General features: G+C 59.0%; 21 protein-coding genes. 14 read left to right on the forward strand and 7 right to left on the reverse strand.

The genetic code is table 11. The features are described 5' to 3' along the window. Positions 1 to 37 precede the first annotated feature (37 nt). The 5 genes from N645_RS0101025 (at position 38) to hrpA (ending at position 8,030) form a co-directional block, all read left to right on the forward strand. Positions 38 to 382, forward strand: coding sequence for a hypothetical protein (locus tag N645_RS0101025; RefSeq protein ID WP_024459652.1), 345 nt, complete (start codon positions 38 to 40; stop codon positions 380 to 382). A 104-nt stretch (positions 383 to 486) separates the two neighbouring features. Then, positions 487 to 1,158 (forward strand): YEATS-associated helix-containing protein, encoded by a 672-nt coding sequence (locus N645_RS0101030; RefSeq protein ID WP_024459653.1) that lies wholly within the window; start codon positions 487 to 489, stop codon positions 1,156 to 1,158. 2 nt (positions 1,159 to 1,160) lie between these two features. Further along, positions 1,161 to 3,239 carry a vWA domain-containing protein gene (locus N645_RS0101035; RefSeq protein ID WP_024459654.1) on the forward strand — a complete coding sequence of 693 codons (2,079 nt, stop codon included), beginning with the start codon at positions 1,161 to 1,163 and terminating at the stop codon, positions 3,237 to 3,239. A 152-nt stretch (positions 3,240 to 3,391) separates the two neighbouring features. Further along, positions 3,392 to 3,859 carry a Dps family protein gene (locus N645_RS0101040; RefSeq protein WP_024459655.1) on the forward strand — a complete coding sequence of 156 codons (468 nt, stop codon included), beginning with the start codon at positions 3,392 to 3,394 and terminating at the stop codon, positions 3,857 to 3,859. A 229-nt stretch (positions 3,860 to 4,088) separates the two neighbouring features. Next, complete coding sequence (gene hrpA / locus N645_RS0101045; RefSeq protein ID WP_024459656.1) at positions 4,089 to 8,030, forward strand: ATP-dependent RNA helicase HrpA; 3,942 nt, start codon at positions 4,089 to 4,091, stop codon at positions 8,028 to 8,030. Between the two features lie 75 nt (positions 8,031 to 8,105). Here the strand turns inward: hrpA and N645_RS0101050 are convergent, their stop codons facing one another. Genes N645_RS0101050 through N645_RS0101060 form a run of 3 tightly spaced genes read right to left on the reverse strand, consistent with a single transcriptional unit; the run spans position 8,106 to position 10,751 of the window. Beyond that, positions 8,106 to 8,555 (reverse strand): response regulator, encoded by a 450-nt coding sequence (locus tag N645_RS0101050; protein WP_051174207.1) that lies wholly within the window; start codon positions 8,553 to 8,555, stop codon positions 8,106 to 8,108. After that, positions 8,527 to 10,089: an ATP-binding protein gene (locus tag N645_RS18230; RefSeq protein ID WP_024459658.1), complete on the reverse strand. Its 1,563-nt coding sequence runs from the start codon at positions 10,087 to 10,089 to the stop codon at positions 8,527 to 8,529. Before N645_RS18230 ends, N645_RS0101050 begins: the two co-directional genes overlap by 29 nt. Positions 10,090 to 10,103: 14 nt before the next feature. Beyond that, positions 10,104 to 10,751: an ABC transporter substrate-binding protein gene (locus N645_RS0101060; protein WP_024459659.1), complete on the reverse strand. Its 648-nt coding sequence runs from the start codon at positions 10,749 to 10,751 to the stop codon at positions 10,104 to 10,106. A gap of 517 nt (positions 10,752 to 11,268) precedes the next feature. Between N645_RS0101060 and N645_RS0101065 the strand changes: the two genes are divergently transcribed. After that, on the forward strand, positions 11,269 to 12,087 hold the full coding sequence (locus tag N645_RS0101065) for an AfsA-related hotdog domain-containing protein (RefSeq protein WP_024459660.1): 819 nt from the start codon (positions 11,269 to 11,271) through the stop codon (positions 12,085 to 12,087). Positions 12,088 to 12,106: 19 nt separating this feature from the next. Continuing rightward, positions 12,107 to 12,787 carry an HAD family phosphatase gene (locus N645_RS16435; RefSeq protein WP_024459661.1) on the forward strand — a complete coding sequence of 227 codons (681 nt, stop codon included), beginning with the start codon at positions 12,107 to 12,109 and terminating at the stop codon, positions 12,785 to 12,787. Between the two features lie 79 nt (positions 12,788 to 12,866). On the opposite strand, the gene N645_RS0101075 is transcribed toward N645_RS16435, so the two are convergent. Continuing rightward, a complete protein-coding gene (locus N645_RS0101075) occupies positions 12,867 to 14,972 on the reverse strand; it encodes a bifunctional diguanylate cyclase/phosphodiesterase (protein WP_024459662.1) in 2,106 nt (701 codons plus the stop codon). A gap of 400 nt (positions 14,973 to 15,372) precedes the next feature. Between N645_RS0101075 and N645_RS0101080 the strand changes: the two genes are divergently transcribed. Together N645_RS0101080 and N645_RS0101085 are read left to right on the forward strand one after the other, a co-directional pair. Beyond that, positions 15,373 to 16,293 carry a porin gene (locus N645_RS0101080; protein ID WP_024459663.1) on the forward strand — a complete coding sequence of 307 codons (921 nt, stop codon included), beginning with the start codon at positions 15,373 to 15,375 and terminating at the stop codon, positions 16,291 to 16,293. 200 nt (positions 16,294 to 16,493) lie between these two features. Next, entirely contained in the window at positions 16,494 to 17,261 is a 768-nt protein-coding gene (locus N645_RS0101085) for a VacJ family lipoprotein (RefSeq protein ID WP_024459664.1), read from the forward strand. Positions 17,262 to 17,299: 38 nt separating this feature from the next. Here the strand turns inward: N645_RS0101085 and N645_RS0101090 are convergent, their stop codons facing one another. Next, positions 17,300 to 17,602 (reverse strand): PilZ domain-containing protein, encoded by a 303-nt coding sequence (locus tag N645_RS0101090; protein ID WP_024459665.1) that lies wholly within the window; start codon positions 17,600 to 17,602, stop codon positions 17,300 to 17,302. Positions 17,603 to 17,778: 176 nt separating this feature from the next. Here N645_RS0101090 and N645_RS0101095 point away from each other — a divergent pair, with 176 nt between their 5' ends. The 4 genes from N645_RS0101095 (at position 17,779) to N645_RS0101110 (ending at position 22,501) form a co-directional block, all read left to right on the forward strand. After that, entirely contained in the window at positions 17,779 to 18,963 is a 1,185-nt protein-coding gene (locus N645_RS0101095) for a SpoIIE family protein phosphatase (protein ID WP_024459666.1), read from the forward strand. A gap of 6 nt (positions 18,964 to 18,969) precedes the next feature. Next, on the forward strand, positions 18,970 to 19,452 hold the full coding sequence (locus tag N645_RS0101100; protein WP_024459667.1) for an STAS domain-containing protein: 483 nt from the start codon (positions 18,970 to 18,972) through the stop codon (positions 19,450 to 19,452). A gap of 73 nt (positions 19,453 to 19,525) precedes the next feature. After that, positions 19,526 to 21,673 (forward strand): serine/threonine-protein kinase, encoded by a 2,148-nt coding sequence (locus N645_RS17320; protein ID WP_051174209.1) that lies wholly within the window; start codon positions 19,526 to 19,528, stop codon positions 21,671 to 21,673. Between the two features lie 51 nt (positions 21,674 to 21,724). Continuing rightward, positions 21,725 to 22,501, forward strand: coding sequence for a hypothetical protein (locus tag N645_RS0101110; protein WP_024459669.1), 777 nt, complete (start codon positions 21,725 to 21,727; stop codon positions 22,499 to 22,501). A 4-nt stretch (positions 22,502 to 22,505) separates the two neighbouring features. On the opposite strand, the gene bfr is transcribed toward N645_RS0101110, so the two are convergent. Then, entirely contained in the window at positions 22,506 to 22,982 is a 477-nt protein-coding gene (bfr, locus tag N645_RS0101115; RefSeq protein ID WP_024459670.1) for a bacterioferritin, read from the reverse strand. A gap of 161 nt (positions 22,983 to 23,143) precedes the next feature. Beyond that, positions 23,144 to 23,353 (reverse strand): bacterioferritin-associated ferredoxin, encoded by a 210-nt coding sequence (locus tag N645_RS0101120; RefSeq protein WP_024459671.1) that lies wholly within the window; start codon positions 23,351 to 23,353, stop codon positions 23,144 to 23,146. A gap of 367 nt (positions 23,354 to 23,720) precedes the next feature. Here N645_RS0101120 and N645_RS0101125 point away from each other — a divergent pair, with 367 nt between their 5' ends. After that, the gene (locus tag N645_RS0101125; RefSeq protein WP_024459672.1) at positions 23,721 to 24,323 is read left to right on the forward strand and encodes a peroxiredoxin; all 603 of its coding nucleotides are present in this window, start codon (positions 23,721 to 23,723) and stop codon (positions 24,321 to 24,323) included. Positions 24,324 to 24,456 lie beyond the last annotated feature (133 nt).

Genomic DNA, 24,456 nt, shown 5'->3' on the forward strand with positions numbered 1-24,456 from the left:
TGAATACTCAAGAGCTGAACACAGGAGCCGACAACCTATGACAACGGGATATACCCTGGCCTGGATCGTGTATTTGATAGGAGCCATGGCGCTTCTGGTCACCGCCTGGCGGGTGACCCGGGGATTTCGGCGCGAGTGGCGGCACCTGCTCCTGGTGTCGGCCGCGGCACTGTTGCTGACACCCGGTCCAATAATGGTCGACGACGCCCTGTTCCTGGCGCCGGCACTGTTTGTGCTGGTGCTCGACGGCCTGTTCGATACCCTGGACAGCGCCTCGCGGTCCGGACTGATCATGTTGGGCGTCTGGTTGGTGGCACTGGTCATATCGCTGATCTTCCAGTTGCTCGTGCGCCCCCGACCCGCCCAGCCCGAGGCGGACTGAGATTGCCGTCTGGGGCAAACCTGCTATAACTAAGAGTAATTAAACGCTCACACCGATTGCCTTCTTTGAGTATTGAGGGTGGGGCGTTTGCATAGGAGAACTTCATGGCAAATCACATTTTCATTCTGGCGGCGGTAATGAGCATTGCCGGCGTCTTCGGCGGGCTGATCAACTACTATCAGCTGACCCAGGAGCGCGATGACGAGGCGGCTCTGCCCCGCTGCATCGTGCTGGGTATCGGCGCGGCGTTCCTGGTACCGGTGATTCTGTTCTTTGTTCAGAGTGATCTGATCACCCAGATCCAGGAGGACCCCTCGCGGCTGCTCATCTACACGGGCTTCTGTCTGATCGTGGCGATTGGCTCCCGCCTAGTACTGACCAGTACCCCAAAACGCATTCTGCGTGAGGCACAGGTGGCCCGTAATCAGGTCGAGGCCATGCAGCACGAGCTGCGGGTCATGCAGGAGGAGTTGTTGCCGCTGCTGGATACCGAAACCGAACAGGATACCGAAATCGATGACAACGCCGGCCCCCTGAATCCGAACGAAGAGCTGGACATTGCCGCCAGTAAGGTTCTCAAGACGCTTGGCGTGGGGCGGCATATCTATCGCTCCATGGCGGGGCTGTGCCGCGAGGCCGGGGCGGACGAGACGACCATCCAGAAGTCGCTGAACGTGCTGGTCAACCGGCAACTGGCGGGCAAACTCAATACCCGCAAAGGGGTGCGCTGGTACCTGACCGAAAAGGGCCGCCGCGCGCTGGACCTGCTGGTCTGACCATGAAAGCCGGGGGCCGGACGGCGCTGTTGATCCTGGGGTTGGTGCTGCTGGTACCGCTGTCCGCCCAGGAGCCGCAGACCGAGCAGGCCGATATCCGCCTGGTGGTGGATATCTCCGGCAGCATGAAACGCACCGACCCGGACAATCTGCGCCGCCCGGCGCTCTCTCTGCTGGTGCGTCTGTTACCCCCGGGCGCTCGGGCGGGGGTGTGGACCTTCGGGCAGGAGGTCAACGCCCTGATCCCTCACCGGGAGGTTGATGATCGCTGGAAAACCCGAGCGCTGGAGCGGGTCGGGGAGATCAACTCGGTTGCCCTCTATACCCATATCGGGGCGGCGCTGGAAGGTGCGGCCTACGATCGCGCCGAGCGTTCGGAGGGCACCGCCCCGCGCACCGACATCATCCTGTTGACCGACGGGGTGGTGGACGTCAGCCCGGACCCTCAGATCAGTGCCCGGGAGCAGCAGCGAGTGGTGAATGAACTGGTCCCCCAGTTGCACGCTCTGGGTTACCGGATTCATACCATCGGCCTTTCGGATGAGACCGACGAGGCACTGTTGCGCGATATGGCTCGTGGTTCGGATGGTCTGTTCAGCAAAGCGCGCAATGCCGAACAGCTGATGGACAGCCTGCTGCAGATTTTTCAGCAGACGGTGCCCGCCGAGCGTCTGCCAATTACCGGTGGCCTGTTCCTGATCGATGACAGTATCCAGGAGTTTACCGCTCTGGTGCGCAAGGCGCCCGATCAGGACGCCACCGAGCTTACCTCACCCGACGGCCTTCGCTATCATGCCGCTTCCGAACGCCCCGATCTGCACTGGTACGGCACCCCGGACTACGATCTGATCACGGTGACCGATCCATCCCCCGGTCGCTGGGAGATCAACGCGCAATTGCAACCGCACAGCCGGCTGACCATCATCAGCAACCTGCAACTGGTGGTAGAGCCCCTGGTCAACAACATCAATGTCGGCGAGCCGATTCCGGTCAACTTTTATCTGCAGGACCAGAGGGGCATTGTCAGCAACCCGGCACTGCTGGATCTTTTGACCTTGACGCTGGAGCTCAGCGGTACGGTCGAGAGTGAGTTGGCCCTGAAAACCTGGCAGGGACCTCCTCCCGAAGACGGGCGTTATGAGCTGGTGTTGCCCGCACCCCGTCGCCCCGGAGATTATGAGCTGCGGCTGACACTCGATGGCAAAAGCTTTGAGCGACTGTTCACGCACCGAATGACCGTGGCCTCCCAGTTTGACGTGAGCCTGACCAAACGGCTCGAGGGAGAAAGTGTGCACTGGGATCTGCTGGTAGACGGCAAAGACACCATCAACCCCGGGCAAACCGATGTGGTGGCCCACATCCGCCACTCGGGCGGGCACAGTGAAGTGATCACCCTGAAGGCCGAAAGCCCCGGCATCTGGCGCCATACGCTGAGTCCAGAGGAGCGGGCCAACTACCGGATTTCATTGCAGGCCAGCGGTCAGACAGTGGACGGGCGAGCGTTTGAAGAGCATCTGCCGACCCAGTACTTTACCTACCCGGAAGAGGGTGATCCGAAGCCGGATCCGCTGGGCGATGCGATCGGTTCGCTGCGCGAAGAACTGGATGACAGTGTGGCCGCCGCCGAGCGCGCTCGACAGGGACAGGACAGCGAGCCACCGCCCTCGACCTTGACGTTGGGTGAACCCAGTGTGGTCGCGACTGAACCCGCCGGCCCGGAAACCGCAACCGCCGAGCCGCGGGAGCCTACGCACCCGCTGCTGCTGGCCGGCAGCCTGGTGCTGGCCAACGGCCTGCTTCTGGTGCTCGCTTATTTTGGCTATCGCGCCATCATGGGTGGGCGCAAAACCCAGGTGTTGGATGACACCGACGATGAACCCACGCCGTCTGACACCGGCGCACCTCCCCCCATGCAGCAACTCGAGTCGGAACTGGAGTCGCCCAGCGATTCACCCAACAAACCCGCGCCGGCACAACCGACGCCGCCCAAGCCGGCGTCAGCGGATGAGGAAGAGCCGCTTTTCCCGTTGGGTGACGATCAGCTGTTTGATGACAATAGCGATGACCCGAACGGCCGGTGAAATGTCGCATAGCGCGATGCTATCAATGTGATAAAAGCGTATTTACGCCCCGGCCTTGAAAAGGTGCTGTTCTGCACGCATATATTCAATCAAGCTAATTCAATCGGGGCCCCGTCAGGCGGGGCCGCTATTCATCCATTGAGGAGAAGGTCATGGAAATCGATATTGGTATCAAACAGAGTGATCGTGAACAGATTGCGGAAGGTTTGTCGCGGTTGCTGGCGGACAGTTATACCCTGTATCTGAAGACCCACAATTTCCACTGGAACGTCACCGGCCCGATGTTCCAGACGCTGCACATCATGTTCGAGGAGCACTATACCGAGCTGGCCGAGGCGGTGGATGTGATCGCGGAGCGTATCCGCTCGATCGGTTTCCCGGCGCCGGGTACCTATAAGGAGTTTTCCGAGCTGAGCAGCATCAAAGAGGAGCCGGGTGTTCCGAGCGCGACGGATATGATCAAACGTTCCGTCGAAGGGCATGAAGCGGTGGTCCGCACCGCCCGCTCGCTGTTCCCGGTGGTCGAGTCAGCCAGCGACGAAGCCACCGCCGACCTCCTCACCCAGCGCATCCAACTCCACGAAAAAACCGCCTGGATGTTGCGTAGTCTGCTCGAATAATGTGAACCTTGAGCGTTTGGGAACGGCGGATGCGGGCTGTGCCCTTATCCGCCCTACGCCGACCTCCGCACCATTCGTAGGGCGGATAAGCGAAGCGCATCCGCCGTTACCCTATATACCACCCGCAGCATATGATGCGAAGCTGCCATCTGACACCTCTCTACTGGCACCCCCTGCGATACAAGGCCCCTCTCTGCTATCATGCCGTGCTTAATCATCCGAGCTGGCTATGTCTGAATCCGAAACACCGACCCTCGATCAATTTCCCCAACGCCTCGACCTCAGCCGCGTACTGAGTCGGGACCGGTTTCGTCTGTCCAAAGGCTGGCAGGCCATCCAGGAGCGGATCAAAGCCGGCCAGCCGGTCGACAAAGACCAGAGCAAATGGCTGCAACAATGGCAACGCTCCCAACAGCGGTTTGAGCAACGCGAACAACACCGGCCACAGACCATCGTCTATCCGGACCTGCCGATCAGCGACAAGCGGGACGAAATCGCCGAACTGATTCGCGATAATCAGGTGGTGGTGCTGGCCGGGGAAACCGGCTCCGGGAAAACCACCCAGCTGCCCAAAATCTGTCTGGAACTGGGGCGGGGTGTCAGCGGCATGATTGGCCATACCCAGCCCCGGCGGGTGGCGGCGCACACCGTCGCTCAGCGTATTGCCGAGGAGCTTCAGTCGCCCCTGGGCGAACTGGTAGGCTACCAGGTGCGGTTTTCCGATCAGACCAGTGAGCAGAGCCTGGTCAAGGTCATGACCGACGGGATACTGCTGGCGGAAATCCAGAACGATCGTTTCCTGTCCCGCTACGACACCCTGATTATCGACGAAGCCCACGAGCGCAGTCTCAATATCGACTTCCTGCTCGGGTTTCTCAAACAGCTGCTGCCCAAGCGCCCGGACCTGAAGGTCATCATCACCTCCGCCACGATTGATCTGGAGCGGTTTTCCCAACACTTTGACGATGCCCCCATCATTGAGGTGTCCGGTCGTACCTATCCGGTGGATGTCTGGTATCGGCCGCCGCTGGACAGCGAGAGCGAGGGGGATGACAGCTACCAGCCGATACTCGACGCCATTCACGAAATCGAAACCCACGAGCGCAGCGTCGGCAAGGGCGCCCGCGGTGGTGACATTCTGGTGTTTCTCAGTGGTGAGCGGGAAATTCGCGAGGCCGCGCGCAGTATCCGTCAGGCGGGTTTTCAGCACCTGGAGGTGCTGCCGTTCTACGCCCGCTTGAGTATGGCCGAACAGCAAAAGGTGTTTGCGCCCCACAAGGGGCGGCGGGTGGTGCTCGCCACCAACGTGGCGGAAACGTCTATCACCGTACCCGGTATCCGCTATGTGATCGATCCGGGTTTTGCCCGACTCAGTCGCTACAGTTACCGGACCAAAGTGCAGCGCCTGCCGGTCGAGCCGGTGTCCCAGGCCAGCGCCAATCAGCGCAAGGGGCGCTGCGGTCGGGTAGCGGAGGGGATCTGTATCCGCCTGTACAGCGAAGAGGACTTCCTGGCGCGCCCCGAATTTACCGATGCGGAAATTCTGCGCACCAATCTCGCGGCGGTGATCCTGCAGATGCTGCAACTGCGCATGGGGGATATTCATCGGTTTCCGTTTATCGATCCGCCGGATCGGCGTCTCATCAACGATGGTTTCAAGCTGTTGGAAGAGCTGCAGGCGGTCAATGGCAAGGGGCGCCTGACCCCCACCGGTAAACAGCTCACCCGCCTACCGCTGGATCCACGGTTGTCCAGAATGCTGATGGCCGCCAGTGAGCTGGGCTGCGTGCGGGAGCTGTTGATCATTACCAGCGCCCTGTCAGTACAGGACCCACGGGAGCGACCGGCGGACAAACAGCAGGCGGCGGATCAGTCCCATCGTCGGTTTTGGCACGAGCAATCGGATTTTCTCGGCTTTGTGAATCTGTGGGACTATTTCGAACAGTTGCGCCAGGACCTGTCCCAGAATCAGATGCGCAAACAGTGCAAGAAAGAGTTTCTGAACTACGTTCGCTGGCGTGAATGGCGGGATATTCACCACCAATTAAAGGTCAGTCTGCGGGACCTCAAACTCAAGGAGAACAGCGAGCCGGCGGACTATGAGGTGGTGCACCGCGCGCTGCTGACCGGTCTGTTGGGCAATCTGGGCTTCAATGTGGAGGACCGCGAATACCTGGGGGCGCGCAATCGCAAATTCATGATTTTCCCGGGCTCGTCCCAGTTCAAGAAAACGCCCAAGTGGTTGGTGGCGGCCGAGCTGTTGGAAACCTCCCGGCTGTACGCCCACACGGTGGGCAAGATTGATCCGCAGTGGGCCTTGAGCGCGGCCAGACACCTGGTCAAGCGTCATTACTTCGAGCCCCACTACGAGCCGAAAAGCGGGCGAGTGAAGGCCTACGAAAAGGTATCCCTGTACGGACTGGTGTTGGTCGAAAAGCAACGCGTCGACTTCACCGAACTCGAACCGGCCACCTGTCGCGAGGTGTTTATTCGCTCCGCGTTGGTGGAGGGCCGTTACGCGAAGAAATCGGAGCGGGGCGGGCCGGCAAAATTCTTTGTTCACAACCAGCGTCTGGTGGCTGAACTGGATGAGCTGGAGGCGAAAAGTCGGCGTCGGGACATTCTGGCCGATGATGAGGCCCTGTATCAGTTTTATGACGAGCGGATTCCCGATTCGGTGGTCAGTCGCGCCAGCTTCGATCAGTGGCGCAAAGCCGTAGAGCAGGACCAGCCACGGTTGCTGTTTATCGAGCGCGAGCAACTGATGCAGCGCGATGCCGGAGAGGTGACCGAGGCGCAGTTCCCCGACGCATTGACCTGGCGCGGCGTCAGCTTCCCGCTGAAATATCAGTTTGAACCCGGTCACGAGGACGACGGGGTGAATCTGCAGGTGCCGGTCAGCCTGCTGCATCAGGTTCCGGAAAAACGCCTCGAGTGGTTGGTGCCCGGCTTGCTGCGCGACAAGTGCATCAGTCTGATCAAGGGGTTGCCCAAGCAGTGGCGCAAGCACTTTGTGCCGGTACCGGATGTGGTGGACCGGGCCTTGGCCGGCATGCAGCCGGACAACACTTCGCTGGCCGACGCCCTGGCTCATCAGCTCAAGCGCCAGACCCTGGTCGAGGTGCCGCCCGAGGCCTGGGACGACACTCGTATTGACGATTTTTACCGGGTCAATATCCAGGTGCTGGACGAGCGGGGGCGCTGTATCGCCCGAGGTCGGGATCTGGCGGTGTTGCGCGAGCGCTACCGGGAGCAGGCCCAGGAGAAGATTCAATCAGCGGCGGTGGGCATCGAGCGCGACCAGCTGACCCAATGGGACTGGGATACACTGCCGGAGGAGGTGCAGCTCAAGCGCGGCGGCATCCAGTTACGGGCTTACCCGGCACTGGTGGACAAGCGCGATTCGGTGGCCATTGTGGTATTGGATGAAGCGGCGGATGCCGCCTATCAGACCCAGCGCGGGCTGGCGCGGCTGATTCTGTTGGAACTTTCCCAGACCCGAAAGTACCTGCACAAAGAGCTACTGAAAAAAGACGAGCTGGCTCTGTCGGTGGCGGAGATGGGTAAGCGCGATGCGGTGGTCGATGACCTGCTGCTGGCGGCGGTGGCTCAGTGGTTACCGCTGGATGACTTGCCTCGAACCGCACCGGCCTATGAGCGCTGCAAGCGAGTGGTGCGCGAAGGGCTGGTGATACAGGCCCAGGCCCTGGCGGATGTACTTTCCACCAGTCTGCACTCCCTGGTGAAGATCAAAAAACAGCTCAAGCAGCACCGCACCCAGCTGCCATTGGCGTTTACCCTGTCGGATATCCGCACCCAGCTGGCCCACCTGTTTTACCCGGGCATGCTGTATCGCACCCCGGAGGAATGGCTGCGCCAGTACCCACGGTATATGCAGGCGCTGGAAATTCGGCTGGAAAAGGCGCCTCTGGACCCGAACAAGGACCGCCGCATGGTGGATGAGCTGGCGCCCTTCTGGGAGCGCCTGGAGCCTTTCTGGACGGATCGCGACGGTCAGGCGTTGGCGTTGAATGAGGCGCTTCAGGGGTACCGATGGAGCCTGGAGGAGTTCCGGGTGTCGCTCTTTGCCCAGACACTGAAAACGCGCATACCGGTATCCGCCAAACGTCTGGAGAAGCAGTGGCAGGCGCTGGAAGCGGAGCGCACCTGATCCGAAGCGGAAAGGGCGCGCTCGATACCGGCCGGCTCAGGGCTGGCCGGAACAGAGGTTGGCTCAGGGGGTGAGTCAGGGATTGTGGCGTCGTCCCGGCTGGGTGTTGCTGGACAACCAGTACTCGCTGACCTGCTGCAGCAGGTCGGCAAAACTTTCAAAATCCACGGGTTTACACAGGTAACTGTTGACGCCCAACTGGTACCCCTGAAGGATGTCTGACTGCTCATCGGAAGTGGTCAGTATGACGACCGGTGTGTAGCGGTATTCCGGGGTCGAGCGGATCTGTCGAAGCACTTCAAAGCCGCTCACCCGGGGCAGATCCAGGTCCAGAATCACCAGGCTGGGGGCCCGCTCGGTGGCGCGGTCCGCATGGCGGCCCGTGGCGAAGAGAAATTCCAGGGCTTCTTCCCCGTTTCGGACCAGTTGGATGTCGTAGTGACGGCCAACCTCGCCAAACCCGAACAGCGCGAGCTCGGCCTCGTCCGGGTCATCCTCAACTAATAGTATGGTGTCCCTGTTCACGGTCAGTGTTCCTTTCCCACAACGTGAAATAAAAGGTGGCTCCTTCACCCGGGCGGGACTCCGCCCAGATTCGTCCACCGTGTCGGGTGATGATACGCTGAACCGTGGCCAGTCCGATACCCACTCCCTCAAATTCTTCCGCCTTGTGCAGGCGGCTGAAGGGCGCGAACAGACGGTCGGCGTATTGCATGTCGAAGCCATCGCCCCGGTCACTGACAAAGTAAATGCGCTCGCCGTCCTCCTCTCGAAAACCGAACGCGACGTGCGTCTCCGGGAGATGACCGGAATATTTCCAGGCGTTGTCAATGAGGTTACTTAGTAGCATATCGAACAGATGACTATCAACCGGGGCGCGTACATCATCCTGAATTTGCGGGTGTACCTCACGTTCTGGCTCGCGCTCTTGATACTGATTGATCAGGTGATGCACTTTGGCGGACAAGTCGACAATCTCGACCTTCAGTTCGCCCTGGGTCGCCCGGGACAGGCGCAGGAAGCTGTCGATCATCTCGGACATTTCCCGGGTGCCGGCGGCAATGCGGTCCAGGTAGTGCCGCCCCTGGTCGTCCACCTGCTCGTGGTAGCGGTCATTCAGAATGCGCCGAAAGCCCTCAATGCGCCGCAGTGGCGCTCTCAGGTCGTGAGAGACGGAGTAACAGAAGCTGGCCAGCTCGGCATTGGCCGCTTCGAGCTCGGCGGTACGCTGGCGCACGCGTTGTTCCAGCACCGAGTTAAGGCGTTTGACCTCCTCCTCGGCCTGACGGCGGGCGACGATATCTTTGGCCAGGGCATTGTTGACCTCATGCATATGATCGTAGGCCTGGCGCAGGTTTTTACTCAGCGTGTTGAAGGCGGTAACCACCTGGTCGAGCTCATCGGGTTCCGGTGGGGGGTGCCGGTTCAGCGCAAGAGGCGGCTGTTGCTGGCTGATCTCAAACCGACTGACCCGATCGGAAATGTGCACCAGGTGCGAGGTGATCAGTCGGGCCACAATATAAAGAATGAACAGCGAGACCAGAAAGGTTTTCACGCCCTGACTCAAGAGAATGACCACGGCCTTCTGCTGCAGGCGGGCGTACACTTCGCTCAGGGAGGCCTCTACCGTCAGCGTGCCGATCTGGCGGGGGCCGGAGGCGAGAATATGGATCACCGGATAGTGCCGGGTGATGACGTTTTTGCTGTTCCCTTCGCCGCGGCTCAAAGCCAGGGGGTCGGCGACGTTATCCGAACTCTCCCGCACGGATACCGACTGGATATCCGGTAGTTGATGGATTCCCTCAAGTTGCAGACGCAACTGCTGTACGTCCAGGTTCCAGAGGCTGGCGCTGATGCTGCCGAGGTAGCTGCCCTCGATATCATCCAGCCGGTTCTTGATGGTGCCCACGTCGCGGTGATAGTCGGTGTAGAGCTGTATCAGGGTAGCGACCAGAGTGATCAGTGAGCTGAACAGGATGATCTGCACCAACAGGCGCTGCCCGATGCCCGAACGCTTCAGGTCACGCAGGCTGGCAAGGCCGGGAATCCGAAAAAGCATGGAGTGATAATCCGTTAAAAGTGGTACAGATCGGTGATTTCTTCCAGACGGCCGGATTGTTTCAGGGTTTCAATAGCCGCATTCAGCGCGGGCATCAACGCCAGTTGGGTGGATTGGCGTGAGCACTGGAACACCAGCGGAATGTCGGTCAGTTTCAGGGCTGGCGCCAGCATATCCCCCAGCCCGTTTTCGTTGGCCAGGAACTTGAGCGTGGGGATGGCACCGGCGACGCCGGCGACCCGCTGACGATCCAGCTTGCGCAGCGCGATCAGATAGTCGGTGTCGTACACCTTGTTGATGGCCTCGTCCTGATCGAACTCCGGTGATATGGCGGAACCACGCAGCAGAGAAATGGTGGTGCCCTGTAGGTCGGCATAGTCATCAATGGGGTTGTCTTTGTGGGACAGAATGCCCACGTCATGATCCGCCACCAGCTCGCCATGAATCACAATGGATTCGTCCCGGGGAACCAGGATGGTGCAGTCATGAGTACCAGCCTCCAACTCCCGATCGACACGCGCGAAGGGCGTCAGCGTGGTCTCGATGGTCAACCCGGTGAGCTCGGACAGAGCGTCCACAATCGCCACGAAGGCGCCTTCCTTTTGCCCGGTTTCGGGATTGTTGGATGCCCAGGGGGCGACGTCAATGGTAATAAATTTCAATGGGGTCTCGGGGGGCTCGTCCGATACACTTTGGTCCGCAGCCGTAGGTAGGGCGAGTAGCAGCGCGACTCCGCTCAGAGTAAGGGTAATAGGGCGAAGGAATGTACGGAACAATGGCGTTTTTTTCACCGAAAACCTCATTTGCACGTTGTTTGTAGGCAGGTTTGTCTGAAAGTTGTCACTTCTTTCGGGTTTGAGTGTTGACAATTCCGGGAACGTCATAATTTTGACTAATTATTGATCATTTTGATGATTTTGTGGCCAGCCTGGTGGCCCGTTCCGTCTGAATCCTAGCACAGCCGTTCCGGCACGGCGGGGATTTTGCCGGTCAACGCCTGAAACGAACTCAAAAACCTTCGATTTAACAACCGGTTATCTTCATCTTGTGAGTCTGTCAAAAATTTCGACTTCAAAAAATAACGCGAAGCGTACCGAAAGGGTCGCATTTTTGCACTGAGCTATTTGATGCCACACCGATCTGGTGGGCACATTTCATTAAATAGCTGAGGTGGAAATCATGAAACAGCGTATTGTACTTGTCGTCGGTGACAAGTTTTCAGCCTACGTCCAGGGCAAAGATGCCATAACCTACTCCAACTTGCGCGGCCTGTTGAGTCTGTCCATTCCATTGGTCCCCGGTCAGGGGCGAACCGTGTTGGTTCCCGGTCAGGGGCTGAGTGATGAAAATGTCAGGCAGTTGCTGGAGCAGGCCGCTCAGTCGCCCAACTTAGGTCAGTTTGATTTTACCCTGTGGCACAGTCTGCCGACTCGCGCCCCGGCCAGTCTGACCCACAAGCATCGTCCGGAAAATACCCTGATTTCCGTTCCGGTCCGGCAGACCGTGGACTCCTTTACCATGCATTTGCTGATTGATGAGCAGTGCGAGTTGATGCAGGACCACCAGAGCGGTCAGCACGTCCAGGGTATGATTCTGATCGAGGCGGCCCGTCAGGGGATGTTGGCCGTTGTCGAGCAGTATTTTCTTCCCGACAACGAAGTGGACTACGCCTTTGTTCTGAACGACATGTCCGTCAAGTACAACAACTTTGCCTTTCCGGTGTCCGCCACCATTGAGTGTCGGATTCTGGAGCAGAGCACGGATAATCCACGGAAATTGAGCTTTGTGACTGAGGCGGTGGTGCAACAGTGCGGGATGGACGTCTCCTCACTGACCTTCACCTTTGCCGCCATGGACAAGGCCCGGATCGGCAAACGCGAAGCGACCATGGCGGCCAAGGCGCAACAGGCGCATCTGGCGTTTGTGGACGGTCAGCTCCAGGCGCAGAGTGCAGCAGCTGCCTATGCCGAGATGTTGCAGCGCGTCGATAACTTCTGAGTCGCAGGGAGGTGTTTTCATGACGGCATTACCGACATTGACACAAGAGTATGTGTTTTTTGATGTAGACGACACACTGATCTCGATCAAAAGCATGCTCAGCTTTCAGACCTTCTGGTATCAGCGAACCGGTGACGATGAAGGGCAGCGCGCTTACGAACAGGACCTGCGCCAGCACTTGCACCCCGGGGCCTCCTGGGAGTTTCTGCACCGCCTGTATTACCGCCATTTCAAAGGCCGATGTCCTCAAGAGGTCCGTGCCATGGGGAGGGCCTGGTTTGATGAAATGCGCCACGGCCAGGCGCCGTTTTATCACCCCCGTCCACTGGCCGAACTGCGCGCCCATCAGCGGGCGGGGCGAGAAGTGGTGTTTGTATCCGGTTCTTTTCCGGCACTGCTTGAGCCGATTGCGCAGGAGTTACAGGTGCAGCATCTGCTGTCGACCCGCCTGGCGGTCCATCAGGGGCGCTATACCGGTGAAATTCTCCCGCCCCAGACCATCGGCTCCGGCAAGGTGGAGGCGCTGACACAGTTCCTGGAAGCTCAGGGCGCTGTGCCTGAACACTGTTTTGCCTATGGCGATGATGTGTCGGACTTTCCGATGCTCAGTGCCGTCGGTCAACCGACGGTGGTCAGTGGTGGACGGGAGTTGGAGGCGAAAGCGAGAGCGATGGGTTGGCGGGTGATTGCCCCTGCCTGAGGCGCTGGTTGAAATAACAATTCAGCATTCTCTTGAGAGTGAACCTTTGACTCCCGCAGCAACCCCTGCGGGAGTTCTTTTATCCGTCGGGCTGATTTTCTGAAAACGACGGCTGTTCCTGAACCGCTTTTTCGAGCAGCGGACGAAGCTGCTCCAACGGCAGTGGATGACTGAACAGATAGCCCTGCCCCTGGTCGCAGCCATGAGCTTTCAGAAACTGACGCTCAAGATCCGATTCAATCCCCTCCGCCACAATCTCCATACCCAGGCCGTGTCCCATGGTGATGATGGTGTCAATCAGCCGCGCCGTATGCGTATTAATTCCGATGTTGCAGACAAAACTGCGATCAATTTTCAGTGTGTGGAATGGGTAATTCTGAAGGTAGCCCAACGAAGAGTACCCGGTACCAAAGTCGTCAATCGACAGGCGCACGCCCATGTCACAAAGGCGCTGTATGTTTTCCTGCGTCGAGTCGGAATTATCCACCAGCATTCGCTCGGTGATTTCCAGCTCCAGCTGTGAGGGCATGACACCGTTGGCGGTCAGTTGTTCGGCAACGTATTGATGGAACCCGGGCATCTGCAATTGCTGGGAGGAGATATTCAGAGCCAGGCGAATGGTTTCGTTGCTATCCGAAAGCCAGGGCGCCATCGTCCGTAGGGCACTGCGCAAAACCCAGTTGTCGATCGCGTGGATCATTCCGATCTCTTCCGCCAGTGGAATAAACCGGTAGGGTCCCCACAGGCTGCCGTCGGGCTGGCGCCAGCGGACCAGAGCCTCGACGCCGGTGACAAAATGTCCCTCGAGTGAATAGATGGGCTGGTAGTGCAAGGTCAGCTCACCCTTTTCCAGAACCCGCCTCAGTCGTCCCTCGAGCTCCAACCGTTCAATCAATTGCTGATTGATCTCTTCGGTGAAGAAGTGATATTGGTTGCGCCCCAGGTCCTTCGCCTTGTACATCGCCAGGTCGGCATTGCGCAGAACCAGGTGGGGGTTTTTCCCGTCTTCGGGGTAGAGCGCAATACCGATGCTGGCGGTGACCCGGTACTGCTTTCCGATGATCGTGAAGGGGCGCTCAAACTGCTGGATGATCTGCTCGGCCACTTTCTGGGCCTCGCGGGCGGAGTCGACTTTGGGCATGATCACTACAAACTCGTCGCCGCCCATCCGTACCAGCGTGTCGCCGCCGCGGATGCAACCGCTGAGGCGCCCGGCGGACTCTTTCAGAAGGTTGTCGCCAATACTGTGTCCAAGACTGTCGTTCACATTCTTGAAGTGATCAAGGTCAATGACCAGCAGGGCACACTTGTGATCATCCCGCTGGGCCGCCTCCAGGGCGACGCTCATCCGGTCGATCATCAGCACCCGATTGGCCAGCCCGGTCAGTTGGTCGTAGTGCGCCTGGCGCAACAGTTGTTCTTCATAGCTGCGCCGAACCGTCACATCCTCTTTGATGACCACGTAGTGGGTGATCCGGTCTTCGGTGTCGGTCAGGGGGGAGACGCTGACCTGCTCCCACAGCAGTTGCCCGTCCCGGCGGGCGCTGCAGAACTCGCCACTCCATTCCCGGCCACCACTGACAGTCGACCACAGCTCGGATAAAGCCTGGGCGCTGTCCTGGTCAACCATGGAGAAACCCAACTCGCGGCCGGTGGCTTCCTCGGCGGAATAGCCGGTCAGTTCCTCAAACCGGGGGTTCACGTACTCGATGTTGCCGCCGGGGTCAGTGATCACGACCGAAACCGGGCTTTGCTCAACCGCACGGGACAGCACTCTGACCCGCTCTTCGGCCTTGCGCCGTTTGGCGCGAATTTCCGCCTCCCGAAGTTCCCGCTCGACGGCGGGCAGCAGGCGGGCCAGGGCGTACTTGTCCATGAAGTCGTGGGCACCCTGCTTGAGCAGGTTGACGGTATCTTCGGCTTGCACGGCGCCGGACATGATGATGAACGGGAGGTCCTGTCCGCTTCGCTTCAGCGCGGCCAGCGCATCCTCGGCGCTGAAACGCGGCAGGCGATAGTCGCAGATGATCAGGTCCCAGGGTTGCTCCAGCGCCGCTTCTAGCTCTGGCGCCGTTTCGACCCGATGGCAGTGAGGATCAAAACCGCCGCGAACCAGCTCAGCGGTGGTGAGCTCGGCGTCTGCTTCGGAGTCTTCAATAAACAATACTTTCAGCGATGTGGCCATGAATAATCCGTAAGTGCCGACGGAAATTGGTATTTTACAGGCATCTGGGCTATTTCAAGAGTAAGACATCAAGAGAATAGCCGCACAATCGTTGATGCGTCAGTGGTCGGGACGCCAATCGCGGCCTGACACTAATTACTGTAGTCGGTTCGCCGGGAAAAAGCGAAGCCCGGCGGTGCCGGCCCGGTCAGGACGGGGGCGGCGCGCAATGAATCACAGATTGTCATAAAAATGTCATTTTTACGACATAAAATGTTCACGTAACGGACATTGAACCGACACCAAAGTGACATATTTGAGCCGATTTTCGGTAGAATAGCCCGGTTTTCAAATGACGTGGTAGTGACTCTGGTTGTCTTTGCAACCCATTTAAACACCCGACTGTGAGTTAGGAGTATTCATGAAAAAGATTGTGATGCCAATGGCTTTGGCATTGAGCCTTCCGGGCCTGGCGATGGCGGATTTCCGCGTTTATGGCAAGGCCAACGTCTCTCTGCAGCATGCGGATGAGTCAGGCGACAGTAAAATGGAGCTGGTCAGTAGCGCTTCACGCATTGGCGTTAAGGGCTCGGAAACGCTGACCGACGAGCTGGAAGCCATTTTCCAGTTCGAATACGAAACCCAGGTGGACGATGGCGACAAGGGCGGTCAGACCTTCAGTCAGCGGGATATCTATGTGGGCGTGCGCGGCAAGGCCGGCACCCTGATGGTGGGTAAGGTGAACACCCCACTGAAAAGTGCGCAAGACAAGGTCGATCTGTTCAACGACCTCGAAGGGGACATCAACTACCTGTTCGCCGGTGAAGTGCGCGCCAACAACGTGGTGCAGTACAAAAGTCCGGTGTTTGGCGAGTACTTTGCCGGGTCGGTAGCGTACATCGCCAGTGAAGAAGACGGCGTTGATCCGGGTGTTTCCGCGACGATCAGCTATCGCAATGCGGGTCTGTACCTGGCCGTGGCTCAGGATACCGACGTGCAGGTAGAAGGCGCGGACCTGACCCGCCTGGTGGCGCGTTATTCCATTGACAATATCCATGTGGGCGCCCTGTTCGAAACCTATGAAGACGCCACCACCGATGAAGATGGTGCCTTCGTCTCCGTTCTGTGGGAGGCCACCGATGTCTGGTCTTTCAAAGCGCAGGCCGGGAGCTCCGACATCAATGAAAGTGGCGGTGAGGCCATCAGCCTGGGTGCGGACTACAAACTGACCGACAACACCAAGCTGTACGGCTACTACACCAACGAGACCAGTGACTTGCTCGTGAATGGTGCCGACCGTGACGATCAGTATCTGGGCGTTGGCATGAGCCTGTCGTTCTGATCATTTTGTATGACCAGGCCCCGGCGCTACCGCGCGCTGGGGCTAACACTTTTTTACAGATCAATGTTAGCATCTACCGTTACACTGACGTCTTGGAGGCGTTGACCGCTGCCGTATAAGGAACATGCATCCGGCCCTCCCGCACGACACCACATCCCAGCCTTCGATGCGTTCGAAGCAGCCGACAGAGGTAGCTTGTAGTGATTGACCCCCGCCGTGTGGCCCTGAGATGGATCAAGGTTCCCGCCGTGCTTTTGTTGTTCAGCCTGTCCGGGCTGGCCCTGGCCGACGACGAGTTTGAGGACCCCTGGGAGGACTTCAACCGCCGTATTCACGCCTTCAATATGACCGCCGACCGCTTTGTGCTCAAGCCGGTCACCCGTGGCTATCGCTTCATTACCCCGAAATTTGTCCAGGCCGGGGTCCGCAATGTCTTCAATAATGTGCTGGAAGTGCCCAGTGCGCTCAACGGTGTGCTCCAGGGCAAGCCCGGGTCGGCATTTCACGACTCGGGCCGCTTTCTGATCAACAGCACCGTGGGTGTGGGCGGGCTGTTTGACGTGGCCAAGCACGTGGGGCTGGAAAATGGTGACCATGAGGACTTCGGGCAGACCCTGGCGGTCTGGGGCTTTGACCGGGGGCCTTACCTGGTGTTGCCGATTCTGGGGTCAAGCACCGTTCGCGATACCCTGGCCCTGCCGGTCGACTGGCTATCCGACCCGCTGTTTTATGTGGATCACACGCGCACCCGGAACAGCACAGTCGCACTGTATTACATCAATAAGCGCTCGGAGCTGATGGAGCTCGAGAAGCACCTCACCGGTGACCATTACATTTTCATTCGCGATGCCTATCTGCAGCGTCGTGACTTCCTGGTCAACGACGGCGAAGTCGAGGATGACTTTGGCTCGGATATGGATATGTCCGAATACGGTGATTTTGACGAAGAGGGCGGCGACCCCTTCTAAAGAAAGGTCGTCACCCGGTGTCGGCCGTCCGGGGTGGGTCAGTGGAGGATTTCCAGAATTTCCAATCCGACCCGGTGTACCTTGCCGTCGGTCTCCGTCCGGACCACATGGGTTTTGGCCTTCAGGGTAGGGGCCTGGCCGTGTTCGGAGGAAATGGTCACTTCCAGCTCGGTACCGGGCTCCAGATAGTGCTCGGTGGCCAGTTGCATGCCGCCACCGCTCAGTTCATGGCAGAGCCCTTCTGCCGCTACCCCCTCGCCACTGATCTGCGCCCTGAGTGGGGTATCGATTTTCATGCGGATGAAATCCCGCTTCTCCTGATGCGCTCTGTCGACGGTCATCTCTGGCCCTCCGGATGGGTTTGACGTCAGTGGGAGAACCGCTCGGCGGTCGGTTTCCCCGGTTAAACTTAGTCTATAAAACGCCGTTTGAACAGCTTGCGCCGACCCGGAGAAGGGAGTAGTGTATTGCGCCTTATGCAACCCATGACTTTTCCGGCACCCGGACCGACAACGAGATGACCGACGCGAGCAGAAAACTGCTGATCATCGACGACGACGCGCCGGTCCGCCAGAGTATCGTGGCCTATCTCGAAGACAGCGGGTTTGAGGTGCTGGAGGCGACCGATGGCCCGTCCGGGCTGGCGGTGTTTCGCGAGCACAAGCCGGAATTGGTCATTACCGACCTCAGAATGCCCGGCCTGGACGGTCTTCAGGTGCTCCAGGCACTGCACGAAGACGCGCCGGATCTGCCGGTAATCGTGGTCTCCGGGGCTGGAGTGATGGGCGATGTGGTCTCCGCCCTGCGGCTCGGTGCCAGCGACTATCTGATCAAACCCATTGTCGACATGGAAATGCTGGTGCACTCGGTGCGCCGGGCGTTGGAGCGGTGCGACCTGCTGGTCCAGAATCAACGCTACCGGGACAAGCTGGAGTTCGCCAACCGGGGCCTGCGGGAGAATCTTCGGGTGCTCGAACGCGACCAACAGGCGGGGCGCCAGGTTCAGCAGCGGTTGTTGCCGGTTCCCCTGGATACCCCGGAGGGCTATCACGTCGCCCACCACATAGCGCCATCGCTGTACCTCAGCGGGGACTTTGTGGACTATGCCTACCTAAAACATCGGTATCTGGCGTTTTATCTGGCCGATGTGTCCGGCCACGGCGCCTCCTCGGCATTTGTGACCATCTGGCTGAAACACCTGGTCAGCCGTATGGTGCGAGAAGAGGGGTTGTTCTGCGATGCCCAGTCGTTTGAGGATGGTGCGAACACCATGTTGCAGCAGATCAACCGCGAACTGAATGAAACCCGGCTGAACCACCATTTGACCTTTTTTGTCGGAGTCATTGATACTCAGACACGGGAAATGCGTTATGTTGTAGCGGGCCACCTGCCGATGCCCATTCTGATCACCCCGGAAGGGGCCGGGTTTCTGACCGGGAACGGCAAGCCGGTGGGTATCTTTGCCCATCCTGACTGGGAAATTTACCAGACACAGCTGCCGGAGCAGTTTTCTCTGGTGTGTTTTTCGGATGGAGTGCTGGAAGTATTGCCGCCGAAAGTGCTCAAAGACAAGGAGGACAGGTTGCTGGAGATCGTGCGAGATCACGGCGACAGCCTGGAATCTGTGTGTTCGGCGCTGGGTATTGAGGATGTCAGTGAAACGCCTGACGACATCGCGATTATGACGGTTATCAAGAGGTAATTACGCATGCGTCCCGGTCAGATTTTGGTTGCGGATCACGCGGGAGTCTACGTCATCAAAATGGTTGGTGATGTGAGGCTGACGCTGTGCATTTCGTTCGACCAGTTTATTGATACCATGTTCAGCCGGGACGATTTCTGTGATGTGATGTTCGATCTGTCCGAGGCGGAAGCCATCGACAGCACCACCTTGGGGCTGATGGCCAAGATTGCCCTGCAGGGGCGCGAGGAGAAAGGCATTACGCCGGTCATTTTCTCCAATAATGACAGTATCAACCGGCTGCTGCAGACCATGGGATTCCAGGAAATCTTCACCATCGTGAGTGACCTGGAAGCACCGGTGCAGCCTGAGCAGCCCCTGGCGATGGATGCCACCGAGGAGCAGCAGGTAAAGGAAAAGGTGATTGAAGCCCACAAGATATTGATGGGGCTGAACCAGGACAATCGCGAAACCTTCCGGAATCTGGTAAAAATGCTCGAAGAGCGCTGACTGCCGCGCGAGGTTATCGCCTCCCGGGCAGCAGAAAATCAACCGAGTCCGGTCCCGGCACCCTTGGCAACGCATGCAGATACCCGGCTATAAAATCATCGACACCCTGGGCGAAGGCGGTATGGCCCGGGTGTATCTGGCGATCCAGGAAAGTTTCGAGCGCGAAGTGGCGCTCAAGGTTCTGGACCCCCACCTCTCCCGCGACCCGACCTTCGGCGAACGATTCCTGCACGAAGCCCGTATAGTCAGCCGTCTGGTTCACCCGAATATTGTCACGGTCTACGATGTCGGTGTGCATCGGGGCAACCACTTTCTGTCCATGGAGTACGTTCCGGGCCGGGACCTGAAGCACCGCCGCTTTGAGCTGAGCCTCTATGAGTGCATCGGCGTGATCAAGGATGTCGCCCGGGCGCTGGATTATGCGGGTCGCAAGGGCTGTGTGCACCGGGACGTAAAACCCGACAACATCATGCTGCATGCCGAGGACGGGCGCGCGGTGTTGATGGATTTCGGTATCGCCCGCATCGTGGATCAGACCTCCGCCATGACCCAGACCGGAACCACGGTGGGCACGCCGCACTACATGAGCCCCGAGCACGCCCGGGGCGCGGCCGTGGACAGTCGTTCCGACCTGTACAGTCTCGGGGTGGTTCTCTTCCTCCTGTTGACCGGACACCTCCCCTACGACTCGGACTCCGCGGTCGCCATAGGCGTGATGCACATTTCTGACAGCATCCCGCGCTTGCCGGAGCATCTGGCGGCGCTTCAGCCCCTGATAGACCGGATTCTGGCCAAAGCGCCGGAGGATCGCTTCCAGACGGGGGATGAGCTGGTGGAGGCCCTGGAGGCTTTCGATCGGGACACGCTGGACGCCCTCGAACGGGCGGGAGAGCGGTCCCTGCTGCACGAAGCCGACGGTGAATCGCCCACGCTGGTTCAGCCTCAGGCGGTCATGGCCGAGTCCTCGAGTGGCGGTGAGGCGGGGGCTGATGCGGACCTCGGCGTTTCCGGTGATTACCTGGCAGTTCACGATGAGGACCGTATTGACCGGGAGAATAATGCGGGCGAACCCCGCCAGGGGGTGTGGGGCTGGGTCCTCCTGTTTGGGCTGCTGGTCGGTATCGGGGTTTATGTCTGGCAAGAGCCTTTGCGCGCCGAGTGGGAGCGCCGAGTGGCTCCACGGCTGTCAGAGGGAGAAACTCCCGGCCTAGTGGCTGAAGAACCGGAGCCGGTGTCCAGGGCGGCGGGTGACTCCAATGCTGGTCAGACGGTGGCACAGACCGATGATAGGTCGTCGCCCGAGCTTGACGTCGCTGAGGGGCAGCAGGAAACCGCCCCCAACGATCCGGAGACGGCGCTTGCCGAGGAAATGACCGCTGAGCGCTCAGTGGGTGACGCATCTGAAGAGCCTCAGGTCCCTGAAGAAGACGCGGCGTCCGGGACGGACAGAGACGAGCCCCCGTCGGATCCGGTCACGGTGAATCTGCCGCAATCCGATGAGCCTGTAGCGCAGCCGAGTCGGGATGAACGAATTGCGGCGGTGAGCGACGCGGCGGAGGCATTGGCCGGGCAGGGCGATTTGGCAGCCGCGCTGCTGGAAATCGATCGGGCCATGACCGAATTCCCGGACAGTGAGAAGCTGGCCCTGCAGCGTGAGCGACTGGAGGCACAACAGTCCCGCCTTCAGGAGGCGGAAGCCGAACGCCGGGCCCGGGCGGCTCGAGAGGCGCGGTTACAGGAGTGGATCAGCGCGATCGAAACCCGGCTGGCCAATGACGACCTGGAGGGCGCGGGTGAGCAGTTGCGCGAAGCGCGCAACGAATTTGCCAACAGCAGCGCCCTGCTCGCGTTGGAGGTCGAGTGGAGTGAGCGTCGGGACCTTGCCCAGCAGCCGACCATTGAGCAGGCACAAGTCAGCTCTGAGCCCATGGACAACCTGCAGGGAGAGCAGCAGGGAACGCTGGCGCCAGCCCGAGTGCTCTATGCGGGGTTCGCCTACCGGAATTTCGGTGAGACAAGCTCGGTCATACAGGCTATTCTGTATGACGGCTCCCGCCAACTGCAGATTGCACTGGTACCGGTGATCGTCCAGGGGGATGAGGGAGCCCGGTTTTTTCGACTTGAGCGCCCGGTGACCGGTTTTGTCGAGGGCGGCTATCATCTGGACCTGGTCTCGGATGGAGAGGCGCTGTCCAGCGTGTCATTTCAGATCGGCGGCTGATCAGGGAAAACCATCCCAACACGGCCGTAACGACCCAAAAGAGAGAACAGCATGAAATCAGCGGTGATCGCCAGACGAATCTCGCCTTTGATCGTGACCCTGAGCCTGACGGCCTGCCTCACTCAGCCCAATGTGAAGGCGCTGAGGGATGAAAATAACCAGTTGCAGAGGCAGTTGGATCAGGCCAGCGATGAAATCACCGACATGCGGGTACGCGAAGAGCAACTGCGTGCCGAGCTGGAGGAGCGCAACCGGGTGATCGATGTGTTGTCCACGGAAAAGAGCTCGCGCGCCCAGGAGTCGTCCCAGCTTCGTGGCCTGGTACGGGACTTTGTACAGTCCCAGATCGACAGTTACCGGGATTTTCTGTTGCAGTCCGACCTGCTCGACTACGTTGGCGGGGAGCTGGTCAGTCGCGCTCACCGGGGGGAGGAATCCCGCACGCTGGTTGATCTGGCCAACCCGATTCCCAGGTCAGGCACCCTGACGGGGGTGGCGGGCTACTTCGAGTCGCCGGGCCAACTGGTGGTGAAAGTACTGCGCCCGGTGGATGACAGTCTGGTTGTGGTCTGGGAGAGTCTGCCGGTCGAGGCGGAGCAGTCCGGGGTGGTCCGTCTGAGTTTCCCGGTGAGCGTCGGTGTGGATGAAGGCGATATCATCGCCTATCAGTTCGACGGCGTGGTGCCGGTGAGCTTTGATCGGGGGACTGGCGATACCCGCTTTCAGCGCGAAGGGCTCACGCTGGGCAGCCTCGTGGAGCCCGAAGAGCTGGCCGGCGCTGAAGAGCGCCGGGCCTACTCCATCGGTGTGCTGGGGTTGTTGAACTGACCAATCAGCCGTCGCTGTCCATTTTGGACTGCAGGTAATTCTGGATGCCCACCTTGTCGATCAGTGACAGTTGGGTTTCCAGCCAGTCCACATGCTCTTCTTCCGAGGTCAGGATGTTCTTCAGAAGGTCCCGGCTGCCGTAGTCCTGTACCGACTCGCAGTAGGCGATCCCGGCACGCAGGTCGGGAATGGCCTTCAGTTCGAGCTTCAGGTCGGATGCCAGCATTTCCTGGGTGTTCTCACCGATCAGCAGCTTGCCCAGATCCTGCAGGTTCGGGAGCCCCTCCAGAAACAGAATCCGCTCAATCAGCATGTCGGCGTGCTTCATCTCGTCGATGGACTCTTCGTATTCGTGATCGGCCAGCTCTTTCAGCCCCCAGTCCTTGTACATGCGAGCGTGAAGAAAGTACTGGTTGATGGCTACCAGTTCATTGCCGAGGCAGGTGTTGAGAATTTCGATGACTTTAGCGTCGCCTTTCATAGCCGTCTCCGTCGATAGGTGGGCGAATGGGATATTCAACCTTCGAGTCTGGGCTGAGACGGTGACGCTGTCAAGTAATGACTAACCCCTAAGTGCTTGATGTGCAAGGGAAAAGTGAATCTGAATAAGACTGATTTTCAGTGCGCTTGAAGGGCCCGGAGTTACGCCACCGCGTAGTGCAGCGGTTGGGCTTCGACGTATTCGGCCTGGGGCAGGGTTTCGTCGATCAGCTCACGGGTCAGGCAGGTGCACTTGCCGCACTGGGAGGCGACGCCCAACGCTTTGCGCAGCTTGCCCAAGGTGGTGGCACCTGCGTAGATTGCATCTTTGATCTGATGGTCGGTAATGCCTTTGCAGACGCAGACATACATAGCCAAATACCCCGGAGCACGATTGACGAACATTTGCATGTTAATGCTAATGAGAATTTGTGTCAATAATGCGTGAGAATAATTAACATTTGTGTTGCTATCTGTGAGGCTCGGGTGATAGTCAGATTTTATATAGTTCAGGCCTTTCACGGTCATTTATAAAATCAATAGAACACAAACCTTTCGGTCTGTATGATGTCGGCCTGCGATCTCATGCGAATCAGCGGTGACCACAACCCGAGCTGGTGGCCGCTAAATCATTGTTTTGTCGAGTATTTGTGATCTGGCATCTCACCTCGAGCCAATGCCGGAGCCACAGATACGGGCGTTTTTCACCCTTAATGTCAACTTAATCAGGAGATTAAATATGGGCGTATTAGTTGGTAAACCCGCACCGGATTTCACAGCCGCCGCCGTTCTGGGTAACGGAGAAATTGTTGACGAGTTCAACCTGGCTTCTGCCATCAAGGGCAAGAAAGCGGTCGTTTTCTTCTACCCGCTGGACTTCACCTTCGTGTGCCCGTCCGAGCTGATTGCCTTTGACCACCGCGTCGAGGAGTTCCAGAAGCGCAACGTGGAAGTGATCGGTGTCTCCATTGACTCCCAGTTCACCCACAACGCCTGGCGCAACACCCCGGTGGATCAGGGCGGCATCGGCCCGGTCAAGTACACCCTGGCCGCCGACGTGAAGCACGAAATCTGCAAGGCCTACGACGTTGAATCCGAAGGCGGCGTGGCTTTCCGCGGCTCCTTCCTGATCGACGAGGACGGCGTGGTTCGTCACCAGGTAGTGAACGATCTGCCCCTGGGCCGCAACGTTGACGAGATGCTGCGTATGGTTGACGCGCTGGCGTTCCACCAGGAGCACGGCGAAGTATGCCCGGCAGGCTGGAACCAGGGCGACAAGGGTATGGACGCCTCTCCGGAAGGTGTGGCCAAGTACCTGGGCGAGAACAGCGGCAAGCTGTAAGCATCGCTCGGCGATCCCGAAAAACCCGGCTCTGAGAGCCGGGTTTTTTTTGCCCGAAATTCACGTAAACCCTTGTGGTTCCTGACTTTGCGGGCGGTTGGGCGGAGCGGTGAACTTGCTTTGAGCTCTAAAG

This window comes from Marinimicrobium sp. LS-A18, assembly GCF_000463525.1.
GTDB classification, from domain to species: Bacteria; Pseudomonadota; Gammaproteobacteria; order Pseudomonadales; family Cellvibrionaceae; genus Marinimicrobium; species Marinimicrobium koreense.